General features: G+C 65.0%; 27 protein-coding genes. 13 read left to right on the top strand and 14 right to left on the bottom strand.

The window, feature by feature from the left end; all coding sequences use genetic code 11:
• Nucleotide 1 precedes the first annotated feature (1 nt).
• The 5 genes from PWP93_RS12775 (at nucleotide 2) to PWP93_RS12755 (ending at nucleotide 4791) form a co-directional block, all read left to right on the top strand.
• Nucleotides 2-727: a PulJ/GspJ family protein gene (locus tag PWP93_RS12775; protein ID WP_421044725.1), complete on the top strand. Its 726-nt coding sequence runs from the start codon at nucleotides 2-4 to the stop codon at nucleotides 725-727.
• A complete protein-coding gene (gspK, locus tag PWP93_RS12770) occupies nucleotides 724-1863 on the top strand; it encodes a type II secretion system minor pseudopilin GspK (protein ID WP_421044724.1) in 1140 nt (379 codons plus the stop codon). The genes PWP93_RS12775 and gspK overlap by 4 nt, the downstream gene beginning before the upstream one ends.
• A gap of 34 nt (nucleotides 1864-1897) precedes the next feature.
• Nucleotides 1898-3352 carry a type II secretion system protein GspL gene (gene gspL, locus PWP93_RS12765; protein ID WP_421044723.1) on the top strand — a complete coding sequence of 485 codons (1455 nt, stop codon included), beginning with the start codon at nucleotides 1898-1900 and terminating at the stop codon, nucleotides 3350-3352.
• The gene (locus PWP93_RS12760) at nucleotides 3328-3879 is read left to right on the top strand and encodes a type II secretion system protein M (protein ID WP_421025110.1); all 552 of its coding nucleotides are present in this window, start codon (nucleotides 3328-3330) and stop codon (nucleotides 3877-3879) included. Before gspL ends, PWP93_RS12760 begins: the two co-directional genes overlap by 25 nt.
• A gap of 132 nt (nucleotides 3880-4011) precedes the next feature.
• Complete coding sequence (locus PWP93_RS12755) at nucleotides 4012-4791, top strand: type II secretion system protein N (RefSeq protein WP_421044722.1); 780 nt, start codon at nucleotides 4012-4014, stop codon at nucleotides 4789-4791.
• A 36-nt stretch (nucleotides 4792-4827) separates the two neighbouring features.
• On the opposite strand, the gene PWP93_RS12750 is transcribed toward PWP93_RS12755, so the two are convergent.
• Complete coding sequence (locus PWP93_RS12750) at nucleotides 4828-6459, bottom strand: efflux transporter outer membrane subunit (protein ID WP_421044721.1); 1632 nt, start codon at nucleotides 6457-6459, stop codon at nucleotides 4828-4830.
• A 225-nt stretch (nucleotides 6460-6684) separates the two neighbouring features.
• Complete coding sequence (locus PWP93_RS12745; protein ID WP_421044720.1) at nucleotides 6685-7113, bottom strand: hypothetical protein; 429 nt, start codon at nucleotides 7111-7113, stop codon at nucleotides 6685-6687.
• A gap of 230 nt (nucleotides 7114-7343) precedes the next feature.
• Here PWP93_RS12745 and PWP93_RS12740 point away from each other — a divergent pair, with 230 nt between their 5' ends.
• A complete protein-coding gene (locus PWP93_RS12740; RefSeq protein ID WP_421044719.1) occupies nucleotides 7344-7874 on the top strand; it encodes a MarR family winged helix-turn-helix transcriptional regulator in 531 nt (176 codons plus the stop codon).
• Nucleotides 7875-8031: 157 nt separating this feature from the next.
• A complete protein-coding gene (locus tag PWP93_RS12735) occupies nucleotides 8032-9600 on the top strand; it encodes a DHA2 family efflux MFS transporter permease subunit (RefSeq protein ID WP_421044718.1) in 1569 nt (522 codons plus the stop codon).
• Between the two features lie 79 nt (nucleotides 9601-9679).
• Here PWP93_RS12735 and PWP93_RS12730 read toward each other — a convergent pair whose 3' ends face one another.
• The 6 genes from PWP93_RS12730 to PWP93_RS12705 all read right to left on the bottom strand — a co-directional run bounded on the left by PWP93_RS12730 (nucleotide 9680) and on the right by PWP93_RS12705 (nucleotide 15522).
• Nucleotides 9680-10387, bottom strand: a complete 708-nt coding sequence (locus tag PWP93_RS12730; RefSeq protein WP_421044717.1) for an OmpA family protein — start codon at nucleotides 10385-10387, stop codon at nucleotides 9680-9682.
• A 166-nt stretch (nucleotides 10388-10553) separates the two neighbouring features.
• Entirely contained in the window at nucleotides 10554-11048 is a 495-nt protein-coding gene (locus tag PWP93_RS12725) for a hypothetical protein (RefSeq protein WP_421025117.1), read from the bottom strand.
• Nucleotides 11049-11213: 165 nt separating this feature from the next.
• Nucleotides 11214-12836 carry a glutamate--cysteine ligase gene (gene gshA / locus PWP93_RS12720; RefSeq protein WP_421044716.1) on the bottom strand — a complete coding sequence of 541 codons (1623 nt, stop codon included), beginning with the start codon at nucleotides 12834-12836 and terminating at the stop codon, nucleotides 11214-11216.
• Between the two features lie 138 nt (nucleotides 12837-12974).
• Entirely contained in the window at nucleotides 12975-13955 is a 981-nt protein-coding gene (locus PWP93_RS12715) for a DNA-3-methyladenine glycosylase family protein (protein ID WP_421025302.1), read from the bottom strand.
• 101 nt (nucleotides 13956-14056) lie between these two features.
• Nucleotides 14057-15265 (bottom strand): bifunctional DNA-binding transcriptional regulator/O6-methylguanine-DNA methyltransferase Ada, encoded by a 1209-nt coding sequence (gene ada, locus PWP93_RS12710; RefSeq protein ID WP_421044715.1) that lies wholly within the window; start codon nucleotides 15263-15265, stop codon nucleotides 14057-14059.
• Nucleotides 15266-15351: 86 nt separating this feature from the next.
• The gene (locus PWP93_RS12705) at nucleotides 15352-15522 is read right to left on the bottom strand and encodes a hypothetical protein (RefSeq protein WP_421044714.1); all 171 of its coding nucleotides are present in this window, start codon (nucleotides 15520-15522) and stop codon (nucleotides 15352-15354) included.
• 185 nt (nucleotides 15523-15707) lie between these two features.
• On the opposite strand from PWP93_RS12705, the gene PWP93_RS12700 reads away from it, so the two are divergent.
• Nucleotides 15708-16118, top strand: a complete 411-nt coding sequence (locus PWP93_RS12700) for a VOC family protein (protein WP_421044713.1) — start codon at nucleotides 15708-15710, stop codon at nucleotides 16116-16118.
• Between the two features lie 49 nt (nucleotides 16119-16167).
• Here the strand turns inward: PWP93_RS12700 and PWP93_RS12695 are convergent, their stop codons facing one another.
• Nucleotides 16168-16722: a YaeQ family protein gene (locus PWP93_RS12695; RefSeq protein WP_421025122.1), complete on the bottom strand. Its 555-nt coding sequence runs from the start codon at nucleotides 16720-16722 to the stop codon at nucleotides 16168-16170.
• A gap of 280 nt (nucleotides 16723-17002) precedes the next feature.
• The gene (gene sap1, locus PWP93_RS12690; RefSeq protein ID WP_421025123.1) at nucleotides 17003-17344 is read right to left on the bottom strand and encodes a surface attachment protein Sap1; all 342 of its coding nucleotides are present in this window, start codon (nucleotides 17342-17344) and stop codon (nucleotides 17003-17005) included.
• A gap of 445 nt (nucleotides 17345-17789) precedes the next feature.
• Between sap1 and PWP93_RS12685 the strand changes: the two genes are divergently transcribed.
• The 3 genes from PWP93_RS12685 to PWP93_RS12675 all read left to right on the top strand — a co-directional run bounded on the left by PWP93_RS12685 (nucleotide 17790) and on the right by PWP93_RS12675 (nucleotide 19331).
• On the top strand, nucleotides 17790-18416 hold the full coding sequence (locus tag PWP93_RS12685) for a LysE family translocator (RefSeq protein ID WP_421044712.1): 627 nt from the start codon (nucleotides 17790-17792) through the stop codon (nucleotides 18414-18416).
• 108 nt (nucleotides 18417-18524) lie between these two features.
• Complete coding sequence (locus tag PWP93_RS12680) at nucleotides 18525-18686, top strand: hypothetical protein (protein WP_027815941.1); 162 nt, start codon at nucleotides 18525-18527, stop codon at nucleotides 18684-18686.
• A 279-nt stretch (nucleotides 18687-18965) separates the two neighbouring features.
• Nucleotides 18966-19331: an ecotin precursor gene (locus PWP93_RS12675; protein WP_421025125.1), complete on the top strand. Its 366-nt coding sequence runs from the start codon at nucleotides 18966-18968 to the stop codon at nucleotides 19329-19331.
• Nucleotides 19332-19392: 61 nt separating this feature from the next.
• Here PWP93_RS12675 and PWP93_RS12670 read toward each other — a convergent pair whose 3' ends face one another.
• Together PWP93_RS12670 and PWP93_RS12665 are read right to left on the bottom strand one after the other, a co-directional pair.
• Nucleotides 19393-20421 carry a S1C family serine protease gene (locus tag PWP93_RS12670; RefSeq protein ID WP_421044711.1) on the bottom strand — a complete coding sequence of 343 codons (1029 nt, stop codon included), beginning with the start codon at nucleotides 20419-20421 and terminating at the stop codon, nucleotides 19393-19395.
• A gap of 663 nt (nucleotides 20422-21084) precedes the next feature.
• Nucleotides 21085-21285: a hypothetical protein gene (locus tag PWP93_RS12665; protein WP_421025127.1), complete on the bottom strand. Its 201-nt coding sequence runs from the start codon at nucleotides 21283-21285 to the stop codon at nucleotides 21085-21087.
• A 296-nt stretch (nucleotides 21286-21581) separates the two neighbouring features.
• On the opposite strand from PWP93_RS12665, the gene PWP93_RS12660 reads away from it, so the two are divergent.
• Nucleotides 21582-22274 carry a phosphatase PAP2 family protein gene (locus PWP93_RS12660; protein ID WP_421044710.1) on the top strand — a complete coding sequence of 231 codons (693 nt, stop codon included), beginning with the start codon at nucleotides 21582-21584 and terminating at the stop codon, nucleotides 22272-22274.
• 36 nt (nucleotides 22275-22310) lie between these two features.
• Here PWP93_RS12660 and PWP93_RS12655 read toward each other — a convergent pair whose 3' ends face one another.
• Entirely contained in the window at nucleotides 22311-22706 is a 396-nt protein-coding gene (locus tag PWP93_RS12655) for a hypothetical protein (RefSeq protein WP_421044709.1), read from the bottom strand.
• Nucleotides 22707-22752: 46 nt separating this feature from the next.
• The gene (mnmE, locus tag PWP93_RS12650) at nucleotides 22753-24153 is read right to left on the bottom strand and encodes a tRNA uridine-5-carboxymethylaminomethyl(34) synthesis GTPase MnmE (RefSeq protein WP_421045083.1); all 1401 of its coding nucleotides are present in this window, start codon (nucleotides 24151-24153) and stop codon (nucleotides 22753-22755) included.
• A gap of 423 nt (nucleotides 24154-24576) precedes the next feature.
• On the opposite strand from mnmE, the gene PWP93_RS12645 reads away from it, so the two are divergent.
• Entirely contained in the window at nucleotides 24577-24999 is a 423-nt protein-coding gene (locus PWP93_RS12645) for a transcriptional regulator (protein WP_421025130.1), read from the top strand.
• Nucleotides 25000-25013: the final 14 nt, after the last annotated feature.

Raw genomic sequence — 25013 nt, 5'->3', positions numbered from 1 at the left:
GATGCGCCGAAAGCGCGTTCCGCCGGGGCGGTGGCATGGGCCGTCCGCCGGGCACGCTACTTCGCGCAGGGCTTTGCGCACCCGCCGCGCCGCCGGCTTCACGCTGATCGAACTGCTCGTTGCCATCGCTATTCTCGCGGTGGTCGCGATCTTGTCGTGGCGCGGCCTGGACCAGATCGTGCGCGGCCGCGACGTCCTCACGCATTCGATGGCCGAAGAGCGCGTGTTTGCGCAGATGTTCGACCAGATGCGCATCGACGCGCGCCACGCCGTCAGCGACGACGAAGCGGGCGCGCCCGCGGTCTCCGTCGACGGCGGCGCGCTGCAGATCGTGCGCGCGTTCGCGGTGCCGCCCGGCGCGCCGCCGCGTTTGCAGGTGGTGCGCTACCGCGTAAGCGACGGGCGCGTCGTACGCTACGCGTCGCCGCCGCTCGCCAATCTCGGCGACTTGCGGCGCGCGCTGCGTGGCGGCGAGAGCGATGCGTGGAGCGCCTTGCCGATGATGCAGGGCGTGGGCGCGATCGACGCGCGGCTCTACGTGGAAAAGTTGGGCTGGACCTCGGACATGAACCAGGTGCGCTCGCAGATCGCGACGAACAATAGCAGCGTGAAGGTGCCCCAACTCGGCAACGCGCCCGTGCCGCGCGCGGTAACCGGGCTCGAGGTGAGCGTTAGCGCGCGCTCGCTTGCGCGGCCGGTCACGCGCGTCTTTCTCGTGGGGGAATGAGCGTGCGACAGCATCGAATTCCCCGCCTCCTTACCCGTAACGCGGTACGTGCTACCGCGCGTCGCCAGCGCGGCGCCGCGATCATCAGCGCGCTGCTGGTGGTCGCGCTCGCCGCGATTCTGGTCTCGGGCATGTTGTGGCGCCAGCAGGTGCAGGTGCGCCGCATCGAAAATCAGCGGCTGCTCGCACAAGGACAGTGGATCGCGCGCGCCGCGCTCGACTGGACGCGCCTCGTGCTGCGCTCCGAGGGCGACACCTCGGCGGGCGTGACCTATCTGGGCGGCGCGTGGGGCATGCCGGTCGCGAAGACGCGCCTTTCCGACTTCCTCGGCCAGATTGGCGAAGCCCGCCCGGAACAGGGCGCCGACACGTGGCTCTCCGGCTCCATCGAAGACGCTCAGGCGCGCTTCAATCTGCGCAATCTCGTTTCCACCTCCGCGCCGGGCGCGCTGCAACTGAATCTCGCGCAAATCCAGGCGTTCGCGCGCCTCTTGCAGCTGCTTGGCATCGATGGTCAGCTTGCAAAAAATGCGGCCGTCTACCTGCGCTCGGGGCTCGCCCACTCGATCACGCGCTTTCAGACCGGCGCCACGGCGGCGGGCAGCACCGGCACGGCCGCGAATGCTCAGCAAGTCGCGGGCGGCACGGGAGGCGGTGCGAACTTCACCGACAACCCCGGCCTGTCCGATGCCGACTCCAACAGCGCCGTCGCGCCGCTGCTCATGACGAGCACCGATGCGCTGCTCGACGTGCCCGGCTTCACGCCCGACATCGTCGCGCGGCTGCGCCCGTTCGTGACGGTCCTGCCCACCACGACGCCTGTGAACATGAACACGGCGAGCGCCGAGGTGATCGCAGCGATCGTGCAGGGCATGAGCCTCTCCGGCGCGCAGGCGTTCGTGGCGCGGCGCCAGACCGTGTTTTTCCACAACCTCGCCGATGTGCAGCTCGCGCTGCAAGGCGCGGGGGCCGGACAAACCAGCGTCGACTCGACGCAATGCGACGTCAATACAAGCTATTTTGTGGTTCATGGGCGCGTGCAGCACGAGCGCGCCGTCGTGGACCGCACCACGCTCGTGTGGCGCGACCCGCTCACCCATACGACGCGCATCGTGCGCGTGCGCGACGAACCATGAAATCGTACCCGTCCAACATCGAAAAGAGGTGCGTTTGAGCACGCTGATCGTCCTGATGCCGCCGCGCGATCCGGCGGTCCACTCGCAGGAATGGCAATTGCCCGAACTGCCGTTCGTGCTGCTCGACAAAGCGGGCCAGACGCAGCGCGCGGGCCGGGCGGCGCTCGGCCTGTTGCCGAAGGCGTCGGCCACCGTGCTGCTGATCGCCGCGCGCGATCTGCTCATGGTCGCCGCCACGGTGCCGCCGCTCAAGGGGCCGCGGCTGCGTCAGGCGCTGCCGAACGTCGTCGAGGATCATCTGATCCAGGATCCGCAGACTTGCCATCTCGCGCTGGATCCTGCGCGCCTGCCGGGCGGGATGCAGACCGTCGCGGCCGTCGACCGCGGGTGGTTCCGCTTCCTCATCGAAGGATTCACGGGCGCGGGGCACCGCAACCTGCGCGCGGTGCCGGTGGCGCGCTGCTTGCCCGATAGCCTGCCCGATGCGGCGGGGGGTACCGGCGCTGCTGCTGCGCAGGCGCTGCAAGCCGAGGCGTACGCAGGCGAGCCCTCCATGCCGCCCGCCTTGACGGAAGTTGCCGACCATGCCGAAGCTGCCGGCGGCGCAGGCAGTGCCGATGGTACCGATAGTGCAGGCAGCCCGGTAACGGCCTGCGTATTCGGCCCGGTCATGTCGACGGCGCCCGCGCTTCTGCCTGACGTGGCGGCGGCCGTATCCAGCACCGTGGCAGGCGCGTCCAGCGCGCTGCTCGAACTCACGATCGTGCGCGGCGCGATGGCTGAAGGCTTTGCGGTGCCGGCGGCAAATCTTGCCGCGACCGTGGCGGCGCTGGCCGGCGACGCGCCCGTCATGCGCTACGTGCTGACGGGGGTGCCAGGCGAATTCGCGAGCGCCGCCGACAAAGCTGTGCTCGCGGCGGCGCTGCCCGGTGCGCAGCCGCTTGGCTTCGAGACGCTCGCGAAGCGCGCGCTCGCGTGCAAGTTCGACCTCTGCCAGTTCGAATTCGCGGTGCAGCCGTGGCGTCTCGATCGCGCGACGCTGCGCCGGCTGCGCGTGCCGCTCGCGCTGGTGGCGGCTTCGCTCGTGGTCGCGATCGTCGGTGCGAACGTGCAGTGGCTGATGTTGGCGCGCCAGCGCGACGCTATCAACACGCAGATGACCGAGCTGCTGCTCAACGCGTTCCCGAAGACGACGGTGGTGCTCGACCCCGCCGGGCAGATGGCGCGCCAGCTTTCCCAGTTGCGCGTGGCAGCGGGCGAGCCCTCGCCCGACGATTTCCTCGCGCTCGCCGACGGCTTCGCGCGCTCGCTCGGGCCGGTGCCCGCGGATGCGATTGCAGCGCTCGACTATCACGACCGGCGCCTCGATGTGACCTTCAAGCCGGGCGTCAATGTCGACGCCGACTTGAGCAAGCGGCTTGCGCGCAATGGCCTCGCGGCCACGCAGGACAGCAGCAGCGGCAAATGGACGATCAGGAGCGCATCGTGAAGACAACCGGTTCGAGCAGCGCATGGGTGCAGACCTTGAGCGAGCAGTGGAGCAACTTTTGGGAAGTCCGCACCGCACGCGAAAAAATGCTGCTGACCTGGGGCGGCGCGGTGCTGGTCGTGGCAATCGGCTATTCGGTGCTATGGCAACCGGCGGCGGACGGCCGCGCGCGCCTGCGCGAGAACTTGCCCGCGATGAAGCGCCAGCTTGCGCAGATGACCGCGCAGGCCGACGAGGCGCGTGCGCTCGCGGGCGCGGCGGCAAGCGTCGCGCCTGGCGGCCAGGCGCTCAAGGATGCGCTGACCGCATCACTCTCCGACCACGGCATGCCGAACGCGCAGGTGCAATTGATCGGCACGACGGCGCAGGTGCAGATGAAGAATGCCTCGTTCCCGGCGTGGGCGGCCTGGCTCGACGACGTGCGCAAGCAGTACAAGGTGCAGGTGGTCGAGGCTCACATCACGGCGCTGAAGGCCGACGGCCAGGTCGATTTGACCGCGTCGCTGCAGCCGGCGAACGCGCGCTAAGGCGCGAAACGCGGTCGACCGCGAAGCATGGGACCAGAGTAAGGCGCTTTGCATGGGCCCGGAGTAAGTGCTGAAGCACTAGCTCTGGCCGACAGCTAAAGCGCCAACTCTGGTCGACAGGAGATTCCTCGCATGTCTTATTGGATGCGGCGCGCGCGCGCCGTGTTGCCCTGGCTATTCGTAGCCGTGTTGTCCGTAGGCGCGGTGCTGCTCGTGCGGCTGCCCGCCGCGTGGATCGCGCCACAGTTCGCGCGCGCGACCCAGGGCCATGTCAACCTCGTCGATCCGCAAGGCTCGCTCTGGCACGGCTCGGCCACGCTCATGCTCGCCGCCGGCCACGACGTGCAGGGCGCGATGCTTCTGCCGGGCCGCATCGAATGGAGCACGTCGTTCTGGGCGCTCCTCACGGGCCGCGTGCGCATGCAGATGCGCCAGACCGAGGCCATGCCCGACCCTGTCGACGTCGAAGCGACGTTGCGCGGCGCGACGGTCACGTCGGGCGCGATCGCGGTGCCCGCGTCGCTGCTCGCGGGCCTCGGCGCGCCGTTCAATACGCTCGATCTGGATGGCAACGTGCGGCTCGCGTGGAGCCCCTGGCGCGTATTCGGCGCCGATGCATTCGGGCGCTTGACCGTCACGCTCGGCGACATGAGCTCACGCGTCTCGCTCGTGAAGCCGCTCGGCTCGTATGAGGCGGTGCTTCAGGCGCAGGGCGCGTCATCGACGCTCGATCTGAGCACGCAGAAAGGACCGTTGCTGCTCGACGGGCATGGCACGTTTTCGCGCTCGTCGGCGTCGTTCAATGGCACCGCGAGCGCGACGCCCGATCAGCGCGAGAATCTGGCGGGATTGCTGAACCTGCTGGGACGGCCCACGGGAACCGGCGCTGTGGCGCTGACCTTCATGCGCTGACGCCATGAATCCGCGAGGTGTAGCGCGCCACCGGGCTTACTGCGGTTGAGCGCCGTGCGCTGCCGCACCCTGCACGGCGCCACGCGTCGAAGGCGCCTGGCCTGGCGCGCCCGGCACCGCGGAGTCCGATGCCGCGACAGGCGCGGGCGCCGCTACGCCGCCGGTTTCGCGCGCCATCTGCGAGACGTCCCAGCCGCCGCCGAGCGCCTTCACGAGCCCGACCGACGACACCATGCGCTGCCCCGCGATGCTCGCGAGCTTTTGCTGCGCCGTGAACGCCGTCGTCTGCGATGACAGGACGTTCTGGTAATCGGTGGTTCCGGCCTTGTATTCGTTCGTGACGATCCGCAGTGCGTGCTGAGCCGATTCCACGGCCTGCTGCTGCACCACGATTTCCTGCGCGAGGATGCGCTGCGACGCGAGGTTGTCCTCGACGTCCTGGAATGCGGCCAGCACGGTCTGCCGGTAGGCCGCGACTTGCTGGTCATAGGACGCGCGCGCCGCTTCGGTCTGCGCGCGGCGCAGGCCCGCGTCGAACACCGTGGCCGCGAGCGACGGCCCGAGCGTCCAGAAGCGCGACGGCATGGAGAGCAGCTGCGAGAGCACCGAGCTCTCGAACCCGCCGCTGGCAGAGAGCGTCAGCGTGGGAAAGAACGCGGAGATCGCTATGCCGATCTGCTCGTTCGCGGCCGCCGCCTTGCGCTCCGCCGAGGCGATGTCGGGACGCCGCTCGAGCAGCGCCGAAGGCATCGTGACCGGCACGGCGGGCGGTGTAGCCATAAGCGGTGAAGGCGGAATCGAGAACGCCGAAGCCGGCTGGCCGACCAGCACGGCAATCGCGTGTTCGTCCTGGGCGCGCGCCACGCCATTGCCGATGGCGGCGGCTTGCGCGGACTGCAATTGCGTTTGCGCCTGGATGACGTCGGCGCGGCCCGCTACGCCCTGCGCGTACTGGTTCTGCGTGAGCTGCAGCGACTTCTGATAAGCCGCGACGGTGTCATCGAGCAGCTTCTGCTGGGCGTCGAGCGAGCGCAGCGTGAACCAGGTTTGCGCGAGCGTGGCCTGCGCCGAGAGGCGCGCGTTGGCCAGATCGGCGGCGGCGCCCTGCTGGCCGGCTTCCTGCGCGCTGACCGTACGGCTCACCTTGCCCCAGAGATCCGGTTCCCAGGTCGCGTCGAGGCCGAGGTTGACGTTGTTCGAGATCGATCCGCCGCCGGCAAAACCGTTGCTGCTAGAGTTCGAAACCCGCGCGGGGGAGCGTGCGCGCGAGCCCGAAAACGAGGCGCTCACCACCGGGAAATATGCCGCGCGCGCCTCGCCTACCAATGCGCGCGCCTGGCGGTACGCTGCGGCGTATTGCGCGACGGTCTGGTTGTTGGCGTTGAGCTGATCCATCAGCCCGTTGAGCTGCGCGTCGTCGTAGATGAGCCACCAGGGGCCGCGATCGGCGATATCGGCGGGTTGTGCAGTCTTCCAGCCCTCGGGCGCTTCCTTGTACGACTCGGGCACTGCTGCAGCCGGCTTGTGATAGTCGGGGCCCACGGCGCAACCGCTAAACTGGAGCGCGAGCGCTGCCACCGCGCACAGCACGGCAGGCCTGGGCGCCAGGCGCCAGGCGCGGCTACGGCGGGAAACGTGATGGCCGGGAGGGACGAAACGGCAAGACATGCTAGGAATTCCTGTCGAAGCGGCTGGCGAACCGGGTGAAAGTCGCGCGCAGCTGGTGCGCGAAGACGCGCGGCGTGGTGCGCTCTGCGGCAATGCAGCGGGCCGGGCTCGGTTCGAGGGGCTGGCAAGTTGCGGCAATGGTAGCGCACGCGCCACGCGCAGCGCGGAACCTGCAAGGGTAAGCCGGGAATGGATGAGGATGTGTTACCGCACGCCGGTCGCAAATTACGCGTCGTTACGGCGCCAGCAACCCAGCGCATGAACGGCGTGCAGCGCGGCGCGGCCTGCGCACGTACGTGCACCCCGCATGATGTTGGCGCGGCACGCAACCTGGACGCCGGAGCAGGCGGCTTTGGCTGCCGCCGTGGTGGCCGCTGCTGCATTCATGCTTGCCGCGACCATACTTGGGCTCGTTGCAGGCGGCATGACGCCTCTCATCACCACGGACGTGCCCGCCCCGTCTCGCTGGGCGCGGCGTCGGTCGGCCCACACCATCAGCGCGACGGCAATCGAGCCGCCAGGCAGCACAAACATCGCTGCATAGAGCGCGAACTTGCGCCAACGCGCCGCGCCGCCGGTTTGCGTGAAAGCAAGCCTGGCAGTGCAGGAAACCGAGCGGCCGATGCCGCCGAGCGCGTTTTTGAGGTACAGCATGGCGCATTCAACAGGAGAATTGGGGAATACGAGGAGATAAAGTGCTTGCCTGTCATAATATTGACTATGCAATCAAACCACAACACACTTTGCAACGCACCAAATGTGATGTTGTTTTTACGCAGCGACCATGAGAATCGGTGGCTGATGCGTCACCCAATTTATCTGCCCAGGCAGGCATTAACCGGCTAGAATTCGCCTGTTTTCGAGATGCGTGAGAGCGGCTTCCCATGAGCGAGGGTGCGTACGTACCAGGCAAGGTCGGTGTTGTGCCGAGCCTGGGCTATTTCCTGTCGACGGCCCGAAACGTGCTGGCCGCGCGGATGGACCGCGCCGTCGCGCCGCTGGGGCTGACCTCATCGCAGATCGGCGTGATCCTGCTACTGTGGTTCGAGCACGCCCGCACGCCCAATGAAATGTCGCGCGTGCTGTCATACGACACTGGATCGATGACGCGCATGCTCGACCGGTTGGAGAAAAAAGGCTTTCTCGTGCGCCAGCGCAGTCACGCGGACCGCCGTGTGGTCGAACTGGCGCTCACGCCGCTGGGGCGTGATGCGGCGCAGCAGCTGCCGGATCTGATCGCCTCGGTGGTGAACGACCAGCTACGCGGCTTTTCCGCCGACGAAGTGACCACGCTCATCAGCCTGCTGCAACGTTTCATCGCGAACGATGCGGACACGTCGATGCTATGCAGTCATGTCGAAGGCGGCGCGGATGTGCCATTCAGCGCAGCCGAGGAAGATCGCCACAAGCTGTGAAGCCGGTGTCATGGCGCCTTGGCGCCAGCTAGATTTCGCCTCGATCGCGTCGCATTGCGGATAAATCACTGTCTGGGCAGTCAATGCCGCGACATGAACTTATGGACTGCCACCCGAACTGGAAACTTCGGCAAGAAGCCGAGCAAGGACCCTGAAAATGGACGCATCCACCGCCGCGCCCTCTCCCGCTCCTGCCAGCGCGGAGCCCGCGCCGTTCTCGGGCGGCAAGCTCGCGCTGCTGACCGTGGGCCTCGCGCTCGGCACTTTCATGGAGGTGCTCGACACGTCGATCGCCAACGTTGCCGTGCCGACCATTTCCGGCACGCTCGGCGTCGCCAACAGCGAAGGCACTTGGGTGATCTCCTCGTATTCGGTCGCCTCGGCAATCGCCGTGCCGCTCACGGGCTGGCTCGCGCGGCGCGTGGGCGAAGTGCGGCTCTTCACGCTTTCGGTGATCCTGTTCACGTTGGCCTCGGCGGCCTGCGGTTTCGCCGCCAATTTCGAGACGCTGATCGCCTTCCGTCTCGTGCAGGGCCTCGTCTCCGGCCCGATGGTGCCGCTTTCGCAGACGATCCTCATGCGCTCCTACCCGCCCGAGAAACGTGGGCTTGCGCTGGGACTCTGGGCCATGACGGTGATCGTCGCGCCCATCTTCGGCCCGGTCATGGGCGGCTGGATCACGGACAACTACACATGGCCGTGGATCTTCTACATCAACGTGCCGATCGGGCTCTTCTCGGGGGTTTGCGCGTTCCTGCTGCTGCGCGGACGCGAAACGAAGACCACGAAACAGCGCATCGACGCTGTGGGCCTCGTGCTGCTCGTGATCGGCGTGTCGTGCCTGCAAATGATGCTCGACCTCGGCAAGGACCGTGACTGGTTCAGCTCGAAGTTCATCGTTGCGCTCGCAGTCATCGCGGCGGTGTCGCTGGCGTTCATGCTTGCGTGGGAGGCCACCGAGAAAGAGCCGGTCGTCGATCTCTCGCTCTTTCGCGATCGCAACTTCGCGCTCGGCGCATTGATCATCTCGTTCGGCTTCATGGCGTTCTTCGGCTCGGTCGTGATCTTCCCGCTCTGGCTGCAAACGGTGATGGGCTACACGGCCGGCGTCGCCGGCCTCGCGACGGCGCCGGTGGGGCTGCTCGCGCTCGTGCTCTCGCCGCTGATCGGGCGCAATATGCACAAGCTCGATCTGCGCATGGTGGCGAGCTTCGCATTCGTCGTGTTCGCGGGGGTCTCGCTATGGAACGCCACGTTCACGCTCGACGTGCCGTTCGACCAGGTGATCCTGCCACGCCTCGTGCAGGGCATCGGCGTGGCCTGCTTCTTCGTGCCGATGACGACCATCACGCTGTCGAGCATCTCCGACGAGCGCCTCGCGAGCGCTTCGGGTCTGTCCAACTTCTTGCGCACGCTGTCGGGCGCGATTGGAACGGCGGCGAGCACGACGTTCTGGGAGAACTCTGCGATTTATCACCACGCGGTGCTGTCGGAGTCCGTGAGCGTATATTCGCCCAACACCAGCGCATACAGCAATGCGTTGACGAGTCTCGGCTATGCAGGGCCGGGCCTGACCGCGAAGCTCAATGAAGTGGTGACGGCGCAGGGCTACATGATGGCGACCAACGACTTCTTCCGCATCTCATGCGCGATGTTCGTCGTGCTTGCGGCGCTGGTCTGGATTACGAAGCCCAGAAAGGGAACGGGACCGGCAATGGGCCATTGATGGCCCACTGGCGATCCCGTGATGAACGCCCGCGACAAACGCGGGCGTGTGCTGTTGCTGCCGTGATAAACGTGGTGTATTAGCGGACGGTGATGCCGCTCGTCTGAATCTCGACGCGGCGATTCTGTGCGCGACCGTCGGCCGTGGCGTTGCTCGCGATCGGCTTCGACTTGCCGTAGCCGTGCACTTCGTATTTGCCCGCATGCAGGCCATGCGACTGCAGGTAGTTGCGGACGGCTTCCGCACGGCGCAGCGAGAGGCGGTCGTTCAGCGCGTTCGAACCAGTCGAATCGGTGTGGCCATTGATCACGACGGTGCCGATGTTCACGCCGTCGCTGTCCGCGATGAACTTGTTGAGTGCCTGCTTGCCTTCCGGCAACAGGTTGTACTTGTTGATTTCGAAGTTGGCGTCGGCGCTGAGCGTAATGGTGCGCGGCTGCGTTTCGACGACCGGCGGCGGAGGCGGCGGCGGTGTCTGGACAGCGGGCTGCGGCGCCTGGCAAACGAACATGATTTCGCGCGGGTCGTTTTCGGCCTTGAATCCGGACGCAGCGCGGTCGGTTGAGGACACTCGCAGCGGCTCCTTGTTGCCGCAAATCTCGGTGACCTTCTTCATACAGGCCTTCGAGCTTTCCAGCAGGCCCAAGCACTGTACGCGATACGCCTGCGAGCCGTTGGCGAGCGTCACGACGTCGAGGTTGTAGGTCGGGCCTGACGCGGTCGTGCAACCAGCCGCGACGACGATGAGGGCAGCCAGTGCGCTGGCTGGCAGAAGTCGCATTTTCATTTTCGATTCGAATGATGGAAGAGGAATGTACTGTCGTCCGGCGCACGCCGAAGCAGAGCCACAATACGATCCCTCGACACGTCACCCAATCAGATAATGCTTAAATGCACAATCGAAGTGATTCGATTCGGAATACGAGCTATCACGCGGTGCGAACCAGCCGGGCTCACTTGGACTCATTCGCCGCGCGCGCCCCAGCCGACGATGCGGCGCCCGTATCCGCACCGGACGCGTCAGGGTTTTCCGCGTCGCCGCTGATTCCCTGGATCGGCTGTTCGACACCAGTGCGCACGTACTGCTTGAAGGCCGCGCCGGCCGCCCATGGATCGGGCTTGCAGCCGAGCGAACTGTCACAATGGGCCGCAAAGCCGATGGTGGTCGTGCCGTCGCTGTTGTGGGTCCGCGTGATTTCGTAGGCGAGCGCGCGCTTGCCGCCGCCGGGGCCGGCGGTCTGGATCAGCGTGTCGGTCACGGTTTGCACTTCGTACTTCGAATGGTCGCGCACCCAGTCCTGGGCACGTTGCCACCAGATGTCGCACTGCGGCTTGTCGTTGCACGTGAGCGGCGCGGTGGCGATCTGCATGACGTCGGGGTTGACCTGGCCGCGCGGCGCGCAGGCCGTCAGTGCCGCGCAGAACAGGATCGGCAGGATTCGTTTCATCGTGTGGTTCCTCCCTGTATGAGCTCGCGTCGAGCGCGGCCCGGTTATCTTGTCGTCGGCACGCGGTGGCGTCGGCGGGGCGTACTGCCCATGCATTGTTGGACCGCGCCCGCACGCTGGTGTTTCCAGCAAGTGGAATGCCCAAAATACTCCACGAGCGCAGGGCTAAACGCTGTAGCGATTGAGCGTGTAGGAGCTATACGCGGTCACGAAGGCGTCGAACGAGCCCACCTCCTCGCGCTCGAGCTTGGCCTGGTCTTCCAGCGACTCGCGCGCGAGCGCCTCGAATTGTGCCATCGCCTCGGGAGAAAGCGGACGCGAGAGGAAATGCGCCGCATGGCGCTCGCTTTGCGTGAGCGCAAATTGCAGGAAGGATTGCTGGTTGCCGCGCATCGCTTCGAGCACGCGAGCGGAGGGCGTGAGCGACGCATCGGCGAGTTTCGCGCGCTGTGCAGCAAGCGAGCGCGCATGCTCGTCACCACCGCGCAGCGCGTCCAGCACGGCGGCACTGCGCTCGATCTTCGAAAGCAGCTCGGCGGCCCAATCCTGCAGCGAGACCGTGTCGTTGCCGCGTTTGAGCTCGAGGCCCGGGCGGCGCCCTTCCTTCGTGACGAGGCCGAAATTTTCGTTCGCCTGTGCGTAGTCGGCCGCCGGCAGCAGCGGGCTTTCTTCGAGTGCGCAGGTGAGCAGGTAGGCGTCGAGAAAACGCGCGGCTTCGAGCGAAATGCCGGTGGGCTCGAACGGATCGATGTCCATGCAGCGCACTTCGACGTATTGCACGCCGCGCGCGGCGAGCGCATGCAGCGGCCGTTCGCCCGGATACGTGACGCGCTTCGGGCGAATCGTCGAATAGAACTCGTTTTCGATCTGCAACACGTTGGTGTTGATCTGCACCCATTCGCCGTCGCGGTGCGTGCCGATGGCTTCGTACGGCGGATAAGGCTGGCTCACCGCCTGCGTGAGCGCGTCGAGGTAGCCCGTCAGCGTGTCATAGTCGGCGTGCAGCGCGGCCTGGCCCGTGGTGTTCGAGTAGCCGAGGTCGCTCATGCGCAGGCTCGTCGCGTAGGGCAGATAGAGCGTGTCGGCGTCGAAGGGTTCGAGCGCATGCGCGCGGCCGCGCAGGAAGCGCGCATCGAGCGCCGGCGAGGCGCCGAACAGATACATCAGCAGCCAGCTCGTGCGGCGGAAATTGCGGATTAGCGCGAGGTAGCGCTCCGACTGATAGTCGATCTGCGTGGCCGTGGACTGCTCGTGCGCGTGCAGCACGCGCCACACCTCTTCGTTAAGCGAATAGTTGTAGTGGATCCCCGCGATGCATTGCATGGTGCGGCCGTAACGCAGCGCGAGCCCCATGCGGTAGACGTACTTGAGGCGGCCGATGTTCGAGCCGCCGTAGCGTGCAATGGGAATGCCGTCGTCGGTGGCGGGCAGGAGGCCCGGCATCGACTCGTTCCACAGCATCTCGCCGTCGCGCGCGAGCATGGCGTAGACAAAGCGATGGAGCTCGTCGAGCTTCTCGAGCGTGATGGATGCATCGTGCTCGGCCGGCGTGATGATCTCGATCAGCGCTTCCGAGTAGTCGGTCGTGAGCGACGGATGCGTGAGCGCCGAGCCAAGCGCCGCCGAATGCGGCGTCATGGCGAGCTGGCCGTCGCGCGTCACCCGCAGGCTTTCCTTTTCGATGCCGCGCAGACCGCGCGTGAGCGCGTCGCGATGCGGCCCGGCGCTCAGCACGGAAAGGCGCTGCGTGAGAACGTCGTTCGTGCGTGTAGAGGTCGTGTCTGGCATTGAAGGGCGGGTCGGGCTCTGGCCGGCGACGCGGTGCGGCACGTGCCGCCGGCAAGGGATTTTCGGTAGCGGGCACTTTAACATCTCGCTGAAAGACCTGCTTGGGCCCCCTTCGGGCGAGACTTTGCGGGTGGTCTGCTAGCCGCCGCGCGCCGCGCCGGCCCGATCGGCGATCTCGTTCCACAGGTGCATCGCGGCATAGGCGCGCCAGGGCCGCCATGCGTCGGTGCGCGCGCGCTGCTGCGTGGGGCGCACGAGCGCGGGGTCGCGCGCGGCGATGGCCTGCATCAGCACGAGGTCGGTGGCGGGCCACGCATCGGCGTCGCGCCAGGCGCGCATGGCCACGTACTCGACGGTCCAGGGGCCGATGCCAGGCAGTGCGAGCAATCCGGCGCGCATGGCGTCGAGGGTGGCGCGTTCGGTGGCATGTTCTGCAGCGGGCGCAGTCCCGGGATCGCCAGCGGGCTCGTCATGGCGACTGCGCCGGCTGCCGGTGGCACGAAGCGCGGCGCCTTGCGCACGCGCGCGCTCCGGGGCACGTTCCGCGGGACGTTCGATAACGAGCGTCCCGCTCGCCACGGCCGCCGCGAACCCCTGGAGCGCGGCCACCCGTTTGCCCGGCATGCCGATCCCGGCAAGATCGGCGGCGGCCAATGCGGCAGGCGTGGGAAAGCGCCATGCGGTGCGCGCGTGCGCGTGGCCCTCGATACGTTTGCCCACGCGCTCGACGAGGCGGCCCACGATGGTCGTCGCGGCCTTCACGCTCACCTGCTGGCCGACGATCGCGCGCACCACGAGTTCGAAGCCCGACCACGCCCCCGGCACTCGCAGCCCCGGCGCGGCGGCGACGAGCGGCGCGAGCCATGGATCGGCGGCGAATCCCGCGCCGATCGCGGCCGGATTTGTCCGCACGTCGAAGATGCGCGCCAGCGGCGCAGCCAATGCGGCTGCATGGGCGCTCACTGGCCCGTCGACTTCGACGACGAGGCAGTGCTTGCGCGCATGGCGGCGTACGGCGAGCGTGCCGCTCACGCCATGGAAGTCGATTGCACGCAGCCACGCGCCGTCTTCCACGGTTTCGACGCCTGGCGTCGCGCGTCCCGCCAGAAAGCGCAGCATGCGCTGCCAGTCGTAGGGGGCGCGAAACGGCAGCTCGAAGGTGGCGTCGGGATCCGGGCCGCCGCTTCGCGGCTGTTGTGGTTCGTTCGGCAGGACGGCGCTCAAGCGGCGGTCTCCGATGTGGCGTCGGCGCGGCCGCGCTTTGAGTCTCGTTTCGCGTCGCGCGGAGGCGGGCCGCCGGCCTGTGCCGTGGCCGCGACGAGGACTTCGCCCGCACGCGCTTCGGCGTCGATCAGCGCGGCCTTGCGCGCGAGTCCCCAGCGGTAGCCGGCGAGCGCGCCGCCCTTTTGCACGACGCGGTGACAGGGAATCGCCAGCGCCACCGGGTTCGATGCGCAAGCGCTTGCCACGGCGCGTACCGCGCGCGGCGCGCCGAGCGTTTCGGCGATCTGCGTATAGCTGCGCGTCTCGCCGTACGGAATGCGCTGGAGCGCGTCCCAGACCCGCTGCTGGAACGCCGTCGCGGCAATGTCGAGCGGCAGCTCGATGTGCTCGCGGCGGCCATGCAGATAGGCGTCGATCTGCGCGACGAACGGCGCGAGCCCTGCCGTGTCCTCGATGCAATGTGCGTTCGAGAAGTCGGCCACGAGGCTTGCGCTCAACGCGCCGGGATCGTCGCCGAACGCGATCCGGCAGATGCCCTTGTCCGTTGCCGCGACGAGCACGCGCCCGAGCGGCGTGGCCGCGCCCGCATAGCGGATCGTGAGTCCCGCGCCCTTGCGGCGGAACGCCGACGGCGCCATGCCCAGCTCTCCCGCCACGCTCTCGTAGAGCCGCGACGACGAGTTGAAGCCCGCGTCGGCACTCGCGCGCGTGACATCGGCGCCTTGTGCGAGCGCGTCGCGCAGCACCGCGCCGCGGCGCGCCGCCTGGTATTGGCGCGGCGAGACGCCCAGCACGCGCTTGAAAAGACGCTGCAGATGGAACGGGCTCAGGTGCACGAGCTCGCCGAGTTGCGCGAGCGTGAGGCGGGCCTGGGGATCGGCGTCGAGGGCAGCGCAGGCGCGGCGCACGATCTCGAGCTCGCGCGGCAGGCCCCCGGGGCGGCAGCGCTTGCATTCACGATAGCCGGCCGCGCGCGCGGCATCGGCATCGGCGAAGAACGCCACGTTCTCGCGGCGCGGCAGGCGCGACGCGCAGGACGGGCGGCAGAACACACCGGTCGTGCGCACGGCGTAGAAGAATTGGCCGTCGGCACGCGCGTCGCGCGCCGCGATGGCGGCCCAGCGCTCGTCGTCGGTAGTCAGTGTGGGGACCCACCCGAAGGCGGCGATAAGCTCGCCGTGAGCTGCGGTCGGGATGGCGTTCATTTTTCGTGACTCCGGAAATGGTGGACTCGATGGACCCACTGTAGCGGCTCCCATGCATGCCGGCCTGCCGGATCTTGCGCTGTCGTTCAGGAGATCTGGCCTGATTGCCGATTGCCAGCCGCAGATGCCCAGCCAGCAACCGCCTGCCATAAAAGCGGGGCGGTGACTGCGACAATTTGGCCCAATTGCGGGTTTTCCCTTAAAAACTTGTTGCGCCGCGTCAGGTCGCTGTGTATAGTGGTTTCTGTCTCCTCCATGTCTCCTCCTGATATGGATTAAGCCCGCTCACAGCAGCGGGCTTTTTTTCGTCCAGCGAATTCGTCAGCGGACCGCATCACCCTGCCCGGCTCGATCCGAGCGCTCGCGCTTCGCCATTTTCCGCCTGATTTTCCTCCCCTACACTGTGTGGATTGCGCCCGCGCGCGCCGTTTTGGGGAGAGCCATGCTTATCCAGATTCGCGAAATCGATCATGTCGTCATTCGCGCGGCCGATCTCGCCGCCATGACGCGCTTTTATTGCGATGTGTTGGGCTGCCGCGTCGAACGTGAGGAGAAAAAATTGGGGCTCGTGCAGCTGCGCGCAGGCCGCTCGCTGGTCGACCTCGCCGCGATCGGCGGTGCGCTGGACCGCGACAGCGGCGCGACGCCATCAGGCGCTGCCGGCAACATGGATCATCTATGCCTGCGGGTGGAACCGTTCGATGGCGAGGCGCTCAAGGCCTGGCTCACGCAGATGGGCGCGCGCCCGGGCGAAGTGGTCGAGCGTTTTGGCTCGGAAGGCTTCGGGCCGTCGCTGTACCTGTTCGATCCCGAGGGCAACATGGTCGAATTGAAAGGGCCGCCGGTGCGTTGATTGACCCGCGGACAACCCCCAAAGGCACGCGTGCGAGAGCGCCGCGCAATCAGACGTTTTCAGGCGCCTTGAGGACGGTCCATTCGACCGCGACGGGTTCGCTCGCGGTGTTGCCGATCCACGCAGCATGGTCCTGTACGGTGCACTGAAGGCGCATGGTCCGTTCCGCCAGAGCCCCGAGCGACGCTGCCACGCCCTCGCCCAGCGACCAGACCGTCACGTTGCGCAGCCGCTCCACCTTGCTGCGCACGCCCTGCCACCAGATATCCGAGGTGCGTCCGCCGTAAGCGATCACGATCACCTCCTCGGCACGCCCGCTCGCCTTGGCAATGCGGCGCTCGTCGGGCTGCCCCACTTCGATCCAGGTCTGCACCGCGCCGGTGTAGTCCTTGCACCAGAGCGAGGGCTCATCGGTGTCCGACAGGCCCTTGCAGAATTCGAGACGATCGCTGGCGAACAGCGCGAACGCGGCGATGCGCACCATCATCCGCTCGTCGGTTTCGGACGGATGACATGCGATGGTGAGCGCATGGTCGGCGTAGTAATGCCGGTCCATGTCCGCGATCTGCAGTTCTGCCTTATAGATGGTCGATTTGAGTGCCATATCGAATGGGTGCGAATCCCGTGTGAATTCCGCGCCGCGCAAAAGCCGCACATGATAGCGAGTTTCCAGCAGATCCTGTGCCGGATTCATCGGACGGCGACGTGCTGGATCATCGCGATGGTCGGTCGCGAAAATGACGATGCAATGACGGGATCGAGGCGGATGGGCCGATGACAGGCCAATGACGAGCCGATTAAATGCAGGCGAGCGACTGGGTCGAAGGTCCAGTCGGGGCGCGTGAGCCGCTCATGGCGGGCGGCTCGCCGATGCTACGCAACATTTACTGCTTGATGAAGCGGTCGGTGGTCCAGAGGCCCTGGTCGTCGGTGTTCGCCGCATTGACGAATTCGACGTCATGGCCTACCACGCGCACGATGCGGAACGACTGATTCTCGGGCGTGGAGAGGCAGCGATAATCGGTGAAATACTCCTGCATCTGCTGATGCTCGCCGGCCTGCTCGTGCAAGGAAACCGCGTCGAGCTTGTCCTTCGAGAGGCAGCCATACGAGCCGGGCTTGAGTTGAACGGTTTGCTGCGGCTTCAAGGCGGAATCCTGCGCTTGTGCGGAAACGGCGCAAAGGAGACCGGCGGCGAATGCGGTCATTGCGAACAGCATTTTCATGGTTGTCTCCTGTCTTATCAGAGTTGGCACTTTACGGCTTACTCCGATTCCGTATAGCGCCGCAGGCTTATACTCAGGTTAGCTATGTATTTAACTTCTACGCACGGCACACTTTTTTAAATCTAGAAGACCGCAAAAGGACTGCAAGAAGAACTTGTGTGCGAGCGCAGCAGCTGCAAGTCGACCGTGAGCCAGCGCCAGTGCAAAGTACTCAAAATTACCGTTTCAATCCGCTTTTCAAATGTATGACGCAGTGCACATAAAGTCGCGGCGTGAAGGCTTGGGCGCAACGCCATTTCGTCATCAAACGCAGAATAAAAACGATGCCAGCGGCGCGTGGAATGCATTGCTTTCTCTCGCACCCAGTGCCTAAAGCGTGCCCTCACCTTCGCTTGCATCCCTGCGATCTTCGTGGATAAATCGGGCTTCCTCACTGGAGAAACCTATGCCCCTCGCCCACTGGTTGCCTTTCGCGATTGCGTCGGCCATTCTCGTCGCCATTCCCGGACCCACGGTCTTGCTGGTCGTTTCCTATGCGCTTGGCCATGGGCGCCGCTATGCGCTGGCGACGACCGCAGGCGTCGCGCTCGGCGACTTCACCGCGATGACGGCGTCCATGCTTGGCCTCGGCGTGATCCTCGCCGCCTCCGCAGCGCTTTTTTCGATGCTCAAGTGGGTCGGAGCCGCCTATCTGATCTATCTGGGCATCAAGCTCTGGCGCGCACCGATTGCCACCGCCGACGCGCCCGACACCTCCGAAACCCGCACAGGCCGAATCTTCGCGCATGCCTATGCCGTCACCGCGCTCAACCCGAAGAGCATCATTTTCTTTGTCGCGTTCGTGCCGCAATTCATTGATCCGCATACGGCTGCGATGCCGCAGATTGTCATATTCGAGGCCACGTTCCTTGCGCTCGCCACGCTCAACGCGTTCGGCTACGCGCTGCTCGCGGCTGCTGCGCGCAAGGCGGTGCGCAGTCCGCGCGTGCAGCGCCTCGTCAATCGTACTGGCGGCTCGTTGTTGATCGGCGCGGGGCTTTTCGCGGCTGTCTGGAAGAAGTCGACGGCCTGAACGTGCGGCGGCCCACCTTCGCCCAGAGAATCGATAACCCCCTCTCGCGCAAGCTGTAGCTTTCCAGCTACAATGGAATTGCAACCGCTTGACAACCAGGAGGTTATCGTGATCGAACACGTAATACTGGGCGCGTTTCTGGTTATTCCCCTCGTCATTGTCGTTTTTCTGTTTTCGGACGAAATCCTCGAGGAGCATAGGCAGCGCGTGGAAGCGGGGGCTCCTCATATCGACTGGCGTCATCCGCTGCGCAGTATCCTGCACCACTGACCCCCAGTGGCAGGACTACCGCCCGGGTCGAATCCCGGACAGATGGGGCGCGCGCCACGCGCGTGTCCTCGCTTGACCTCACTCATGGCAGACCCGGTATACATCGCGACGAACCGTTCGCGGCGCGTGCCTGCGTCTGCTGCCAATCCTCCCAACCTGCACGCGTATCCGCGCCGTTCATTGCCGACGTAATGCGTCGTTACCACTTGCAGCACCTGTATCCGCGCATCGCACCCACAATCGCACGCATGTTTTCGAACGGTTCTCGAGGAGAACGACATGCGAAAGATTGCAGCGGTACTACTGGTGACGGCAGGCTGCCTGGCAGCGGCTGGCCCGGCCAGCGCGCACGACCGCGGCGGTGACGTGGTAGGGGCGCTGATCGGCGGCGCGCTGATCGGCGCAGTGGTGGGCGCCGCGATGAACAGCGCGCCGGCAGTCGCGTATGAGCCGCCGCCGGTCTATGCCGAACCGGCCCCGGTCGCCGCGCCGGTCTATGCGCAGCCGGCTCCCGTCTATGCTGTCACGCCTGCGCCGAGCAGCTGCTACGATCAATACTCTGGCCGCTATGTGCCGTGTGCTCCGCCGCAGCCCGCACCGCCGGCACCCTACTATGGCGACTACGGACAATCTTCCGACTGGTAAGCGAGATGGTTCGTCATCCAAATTAATGCCGCTGCCGCGTTCTTCGGCAGCGGCCTTTCGTTCACACCAAAAGCGCTTGTTCGACGGGCGTGATTTGCAGATTCAATTTTTGCGTGAGCCGGATCACCGTGAATTCGGCCTCGCGCCCGATGCGCGAAGCGTCGAGTAAGCGCTGCAGCGCGTCAATTCCGTCGACAGCCACGCCATCGATCGCGACGATCGTATCGTCCACCCGCAGACCGCCGAGAGCCGCCGGGCTCCCCTTGACGATTTCCATCACACGCACGCCGCTAGTCGTTTGGAGTTCGAAATAACGCTGAACCTTGCGCGCGATCGGCGCCGTGGTGCCGGCAATGCCGACGTGTGCGCGCCGCACGCGCCCGTGAGCAAACAATTGTGTGATGACCCATTTCGCGGTGTCGATCGCGGTAGCAAAGCAGATGGCCTGCGCGCCGGGAATGATCGCGGTGTTCACGCCGATCACCTGGCCCGCAGAGTTCACGAGCGGCCCGCCGGAGTTGCCGGGATTGAGCGCGGCGTCAGTCTGAATCACGTCATAAATCATGCGTCCAGAGTTCGAGCGCAACGAGCGGCCGAGCGCGGAAACCACGCCGGTGGTGACGGTCTGCGCAAGCCCCAGCGGACTACCCACGGCAATCGCGATCTGCCCGACGCGCAGCTTCGCCGAGTCGCCAAGTTCGGCGTGCGGCAGAATCTCGGACGCGCCGATGCGCAACACGGCGAGGTCGGTGCTCGGGTCGTCGCCGACCAGATCGGCTTCGTAGGTCGAACCGTCAGCAAGCGTGACACGTAGCGTACTTGCGCCGTGCACGACGTGGCTGTTGGTGAGCAAATAGCCATCGGGCGTGAATAAAAAGCCCGAGCCGCTGCCGCCGCGCGCGGCATCGCTACCGGGTGTCCGGCGCTCGACGGCGATATGAGCGACGGATTGCTGGACGCGCTCGAGCGCGCCGATGACGGTTCGCGAATAGGCGTCAAGCAAGATGTCGTCGCTTGGGGCGACGGGGTGCGCGCTGTCAGGCGAAAGGTCGCGAGCGAGATCGTCGATGAAGGAGGGACGGCTTCCCACGATCAGAATTCTCCGATGAAAGTGGGCGTACATGCAGGTAACAAGAAGCAATTTCAAGATCCCGCCGATTTCCAACTTGGCGGGGAAAGCGCGCACCGAGGGTCGGAAGATCCGACGGGCACAAACGTTAACGATTGTCAGGTCGGCGTTGTAATCGTTGATGGCTTTTGGGCGACCCGCGACAATGATCTGGCGGCGACGTCCCCTCGCGCCGTGTAGTTGTAGTTAGTAGTGGCAAGCTCTTGGCCGCGGCCTGTGCCGCGGCATTTTTTTGTCTGCGAATTTATCTGTGGGATCGGATCGCTATCGCGCGCCCAAAAAGAAAAAAGCCCGCTTCCTGGCGGGCTAATCCATGCTCGGGTTACATGGCGAGGTTAATCGGCGATGCCAGGCGCAGCGAAGGCGGCTAGCAGGTTTGACTGGGCAGGCGAGGCGGGCGCACACAGGCTATCGCGCTCATTGCCTGAAGGTGCTCCATTTTTGGCTACTTGTTGCCACTCTAATGCGCCGGCGAAGTGTGAACAGCTATCACAATGGATAGGGCGCGGGGAGGCTTGCACGGCCAGTTCGCCGAACCCTTGCCAGCCGGCGTGTCCAGCCCTCGCGACGGATCATCGGCAGGCTGGTGTCGGGACATAGCGTGGACCCGCGCCGGTGGTGTGCTTAGCGTCGCCAGCCGTGGCCATAATAGCCGCCAAAGCCGACCCCAATATCAACCGACGGGGCTGCATAGTAACCGGGCGCATAGCCATATCCATAGGCGGGCGCCGGTGCGTAGGCATAAGGCGGGGCGACAACGCAGCCGGAGAGGCCCGCGAGCGCCATGGCCAGCGCGATTGCACAGCAGAGTCGGATTGTCTTCATCGTTTTCTCCCAATGCCCGTATTGTCGGTGGGCGCCTCGTTGGAAAACGAAACGAGTTGTGACAGGAGTTTACGAAGCCACACAACCCGCGCGGCGGGCGGCGAGGGCGGTCGGTTTCTATGCACGCTGCGTGTTTCCACCTACTGCTTACACTTGCTTTCGATTCTTTACGCTTGCAAATTTTATGGGAACTTACGATGCGCTGTTTCCTGGACGGCTTTTGGCGAAATAGCGTGTCTTTATTTTAGTGACAGACCGCATTCATATGATTAAACCTGCGGAATGGCCCACAATAAATGAATACTTTTGATTTAGTCATTCTGACTTTTCTCACACAAATCCATCTCCCGGCTATCGCCGATCACGCGATACGGGTAATTGCGGGGCTTTATACTTTCAAGGGCTTTTTGCTGATCCCATTGCTGTGGTGGATCTGGTTTCAGCCTGGTGAGCGCCGCGAATGGCGGCGCGAAATGGTGCTCGCGACAATAGCGAGTGGCTTGATCTCGCTTGCGGTCGGCCGTTCCATGGCGCATTTTCTGCCGTTCCGGGAACGACCGATCTTCAATCAGGATTTGCACCTGCACTTCGCCATGGAATCGTTGCGCGATAGCGGACTGACCGGCTTCAGTTCCTTTCCGAGCGACCACGCCATGCTATGGGCCGCAATCGCCATGGGGATTTTTCTGGTTTGGCGCACCGTGGGCGTGTTGGCGCTTTTATATACGGCGATCTTTATCTGCCTGCCGCGCGCGTATCTCGGCTTTCACTATCCGACTGACTTGCTGGCCGGCGCTGCGATCGGCATTGTGATTACCTGGGTCTTGACGCGCGACCCCGTGCGCGAGCGCACCGCAGCGCCGGTGCTGCGCTGGACGATGCGCTACCCGGGGCCGGCTTCAGTGCTCGCGTTCTTCGTGTGCTTCGAGCTGGTTACGCAGTTCAACGATCTGTTGATGCTTGCCCACTCGGTCGCGAAAGTGATATGAGCGGTGGGATGACGCGTTGGCGACCCCGCGCGGCGCTCATTCCTCGCACCGAACGTCCTGTTTGCGCACGACGATGATCACGGGGTAGGTCCCGCGCTCGAGTTCCACGCGCGTGACCACCGACATTGTCGTGTCGCCGCCGTCGTCATACACGCTCACTCGCTCGTTGCGCAGGCTGACCACGCCAACGCAGCCGGACGTGCGTCCTTCCTCGGAAACCTGGCACTGGATGGGATTGTCAGCCAGATAGCGATATTTGTTGTCGCTCGACTGGTATTCGCGAAAGCTTTGCGGCGATCCACCCACGCCGGTGACATATCCGATTGCGCACGATTCCTTCGGGACGTCACTGGTCGTAGATGTGCCTGCCACTGCGAATGCGCTCGCGGCTGCAATGGCCACGGAAAAAAGCGATACGACAATGCGTTTCATTGAGCCGTGTTTCATTGGGTTGACCTTGGGCAGCGGGAGACGAGGGTTACTTTCCGATACAAAACCGGCTGAAAATCACCCCAAGCAGATCATCGGACGTGAACTCGCCAGTGATCGAATTGAGCGACTCTTGCGCGAGCCGCAGCTCTTCGGCAAAAAGATCGAGTGCCTGGGCGTTCTGATCCGCGTGCGCCGCGGCTTGTGCGAGATGTTCACGCGCCGTGCGCAGCGCGATCAGATGGCGCTCGCGCGCGAGATAGACGCTTTGCGCATCGGCCTGCCAGCCCGCGATGCGCAGCAGTTCGGCGCGCAGAAAGGCAACGCCGTCGCCTTGTTTTGCCGATAGGCGCACCTCGCACACGGCATTGCCATCGTTCGCCTCGCGCCGGGTCACCTCGGGCGCAACACCGGTCAGATCCGTCTTGTTGAGCACGCGCACGACGGGCACACCTGCGGGAAAGCGTCCGGCAATCGCATCGTCTTCGGCGGTCATGCCAACACGCGCGTCGAGCAGGTGCAGCACCACGTCCGCTCGACCGATCTCGCTCCAGGTGCGCTCGATGCCGATCTTCTCGACTTCGTCTTCGGTGTCGCGCAGGCCCGCCGTGTCGATCACGTGCAGCGGAATGCCTTCGATCTGGATCGTCTGCGAAATCTTGTCTCGTGTCGTGCCGGCAACCGGTGTGACGATCGCGAGTTCGGCGCCCGCTAGCGCGTTGAGCAGCGATGACTTGCCCACGTTGGGCTGCCCCGCGAGCACGACCGCGAGCCCTTCGCGCAGCAGCGCGCCCTGGCGCGCCTCCGAAAGCACACGATCGAGCTGCGCCCGAATCTTCGAGAGCTTGCCGCGCGCGTCGGCGGCCTCCAGGAAATCGATCTCTTCCTCGGGGAAATCGAGCGTCGCTTCCACGAGCATGCGCAGCGTGACGACGTCGTCCACGAGCGCGTGGATGTCGCGCGAGAACGCGCCATCGAGCGAGCGGCCCGCCGAGCGGGCGGCAGCCTCGGTGCTGGCTTCGATCAAATCGGCGACGGCCTCGGCCTGGGCGAGATCGAGCTTGTCATTGAGGAACGCGCGGCGCGTGAACTCACCGGGCTCGGCGAGGCGCAAGCCGAATGCGCGGCCCGCATCGATACAGCGCTGCAGGACGAGTTGCAGCACGATCGGGCCGCCGTGGCCCTGCAATTCGACCACATGCTCGCCCGTGTACGAATGCGGCGCCGGGAAGTAGAGCGCAATGCCGCGGTCGAGCACCGTGCCCGCGCCGTCGAGGAACGGCACATAACTCGCATGACGTGCACTCAAGGTCTGGCCGGTCAGCGCCTGCATCACCATTTCGGCGGCGGCGGCGCCAGCCCGGCCGGCCGAGATGCGCACCACGCCGATCCCGCCGCGTCCAGGCGCGGTGGCAATGGCGACTATGGGATCGGTATCGGCGGCGAGCATGGCGGACTGGTTCAACGTGATTCGACGAGGTTAGGTACAGCTGGTTAAGTGCGGCGTGCGATGTGCGGCCGGTTGTGAAGGGCTGGCGAAGTGTCGCGGAAAGCGGCGTGCCGAAGTTGCGCAGCCGCGCCCGAAGAAGTGCGTGGATTGTAACGCGAGGCACGCATGCAACTCCCACGCCGGTTACCACCAAGATCTATCCGCTCTTATCTCAATTTAGATAAGATTTGTCTTGGGACAAAACTGATCATCTTGAGACAAAAGGTCCTGACGACTAGCAAAAAGGCCGGGCGGAATGCGCATCTATCGATATTGCAACATTCTTGCGCTGCCTGCATCTTCGGGCGATATGTAGCCTTTTTGAGCTATGTATAGCTCAAATGGTTGCTAACTTCGGTGAAAGCTGGTTGCACAATTTAAAACATGCCGACCATCGAAGAAAAAGCCGCTTTTTCCGAACGTCTCAAGTTCGCCATGAAGCGCGCTCCGGAAAAGCTGCGTGGCAGCACCGACCTCGCCAACAAGTTCAACCTCCGCCATCACGGCGAGCAGCCTGTGTCTCCACAAACTGCTCACAAGTGGCTGAGCGGCCGCACCATTCCCACCAGTGACAAACTGGACACGCTTGCGAAATGGTTTGACGTGGATGTGCATTGGCTCCATTACGGACCGTCGCCGGGCAATGTCACGGGCGCCGTTCCCTTGCCGCGCAAACACGACGAGAAATATCCGCTTTCCGAAGAAACGCTCGAACTGGCTTCGAAGATAGAGGCGTTGAGCGTGCATCACCGCTACCTGGTTGAAGAACTGGTTTCGCAGTTTTACGGCACCGGCAAGAAGATCTAGCCGTCAGTATCGCC

Source organism: Paraburkholderia sp. A1RI-2L (assembly GCF_048957375.1).
Lineage (GTDB): Bacteria > Pseudomonadota > Gammaproteobacteria > Burkholderiales > Burkholderiaceae > Paraburkholderia.
Note: the sequence above shows the minus strand (reverse complement) of the source record. Positions and strands in the feature narration are given on the sequence as shown.

Bases quoted from the DNA above. Each gene is read 5' to 3' on its own strand.
- PWP93_RS12775 (WP_421044725.1), top strand. From the start codon at position 2: ATGCGCCGAAAGCGCGTTCCGCCGGGGCGGTGGCATGGGCCGTCCGCC.
- gspK (WP_421044724.1), top strand. From the start codon at position 724: ATGAGCGTGCGACAGCATCGAATTCCCCGCCTCCTTACCCGTAACGCG.
- PWP93_RS12760 (WP_421025110.1), top strand. From the start codon at position 3,328: ATGGACGATCAGGAGCGCATCGTGAAGACAACCGGTTCGAGCAGCGCA.
- PWP93_RS12755 (WP_421044722.1), top strand. From the start codon at position 4,012: ATGTCTTATTGGATGCGGCGCGCGCGCGCCGTGTTGCCCTGGCTATTC.
- PWP93_RS12750 (WP_421044721.1), bottom strand. From the start codon at position 6,459: ATGTCTTGCCGTTTCGTCCCTCCCGGCCATCACGTTTCCCGCCGTAGC.
- PWP93_RS12745 (WP_421044720.1), bottom strand. From the start codon at position 7,113: ATGCTGTACCTCAAAAACGCGCTCGGCGGCATCGGCCGCTCGGTTTCC.
- PWP93_RS12740 (WP_421044719.1), top strand. From the start codon at position 7,344: ATGAGCGAGGGTGCGTACGTACCAGGCAAGGTCGGTGTTGTGCCGAGC.
- PWP93_RS12735 (WP_421044718.1), top strand. From the start codon at position 8,032: ATGGACGCATCCACCGCCGCGCCCTCTCCCGCTCCTGCCAGCGCGGAG.
- PWP93_RS12730 (WP_421044717.1), bottom strand. From the start codon at position 10,387: ATGAAAATGCGACTTCTGCCAGCCAGCGCACTGGCTGCCCTCATCGTC.
- PWP93_RS12725 (WP_421025117.1), bottom strand. From the start codon at position 11,048: ATGAAACGAATCCTGCCGATCCTGTTCTGCGCGGCACTGACGGCCTGC.
- gshA (WP_421044716.1), bottom strand. From the start codon at position 12,836: ATGCCAGACACGACCTCTACACGCACGAACGACGTTCTCACGCAGCGC.
- PWP93_RS12715 (WP_421025302.1), bottom strand. From the start codon at position 13,955: ATGCTGCGCTTTCTGGCGGGACGCGCGACGCCAGGCGTCGAAACCGTG.
- ada (WP_421044715.1), bottom strand. From the start codon at position 15,265: ATGAACGCCATCCCGACCGCAGCTCACGGCGAGCTTATCGCCGCCTTC.
- PWP93_RS12705 (WP_421044714.1), bottom strand. From the start codon at position 15,522: ATGGAGGAGACAGAAACCACTATACACAGCGACCTGACGCGGCGCAAC.
- PWP93_RS12700 (WP_421044713.1), top strand. From the start codon at position 15,708: ATGCTTATCCAGATTCGCGAAATCGATCATGTCGTCATTCGCGCGGCC.
- PWP93_RS12695 (WP_421025122.1), bottom strand. From the start codon at position 16,722: ATGGCACTCAAATCGACCATCTATAAGGCAGAACTGCAGATCGCGGAC.
- sap1 (WP_421025123.1), bottom strand. From the start codon at position 17,344: ATGAAAATGCTGTTCGCAATGACCGCATTCGCCGCCGGTCTCCTTTGC.
- PWP93_RS12685 (WP_421044712.1), top strand. From the start codon at position 17,790: ATGCCCCTCGCCCACTGGTTGCCTTTCGCGATTGCGTCGGCCATTCTC.
- PWP93_RS12675 (WP_421025125.1), top strand. From the start codon at position 18,966: ATGCGAAAGATTGCAGCGGTACTACTGGTGACGGCAGGCTGCCTGGCA.
- PWP93_RS12665 (WP_421025127.1), bottom strand. From the start codon at position 21,285: ATGAAGACAATCCGACTCTGCTGTGCAATCGCGCTGGCCATGGCGCTC.
- PWP93_RS12660 (WP_421044710.1), top strand. From the start codon at position 21,582: ATGAATACTTTTGATTTAGTCATTCTGACTTTTCTCACACAAATCCAT.
- PWP93_RS12655 (WP_421044709.1), bottom strand. From the start codon at position 22,706: ATGAAACGCATTGTCGTATCGCTTTTTTCCGTGGCCATTGCAGCCGCG.
- mnmE (WP_421045083.1), bottom strand. From the start codon at position 24,153: ATGCTCGCCGCCGATACCGATCCCATAGTCGCCATTGCCACCGCGCCT.
- PWP93_RS12645 (WP_421025130.1), top strand. From the start codon at position 24,577: ATGCCGACCATCGAAGAAAAAGCCGCTTTTTCCGAACGTCTCAAGTTC.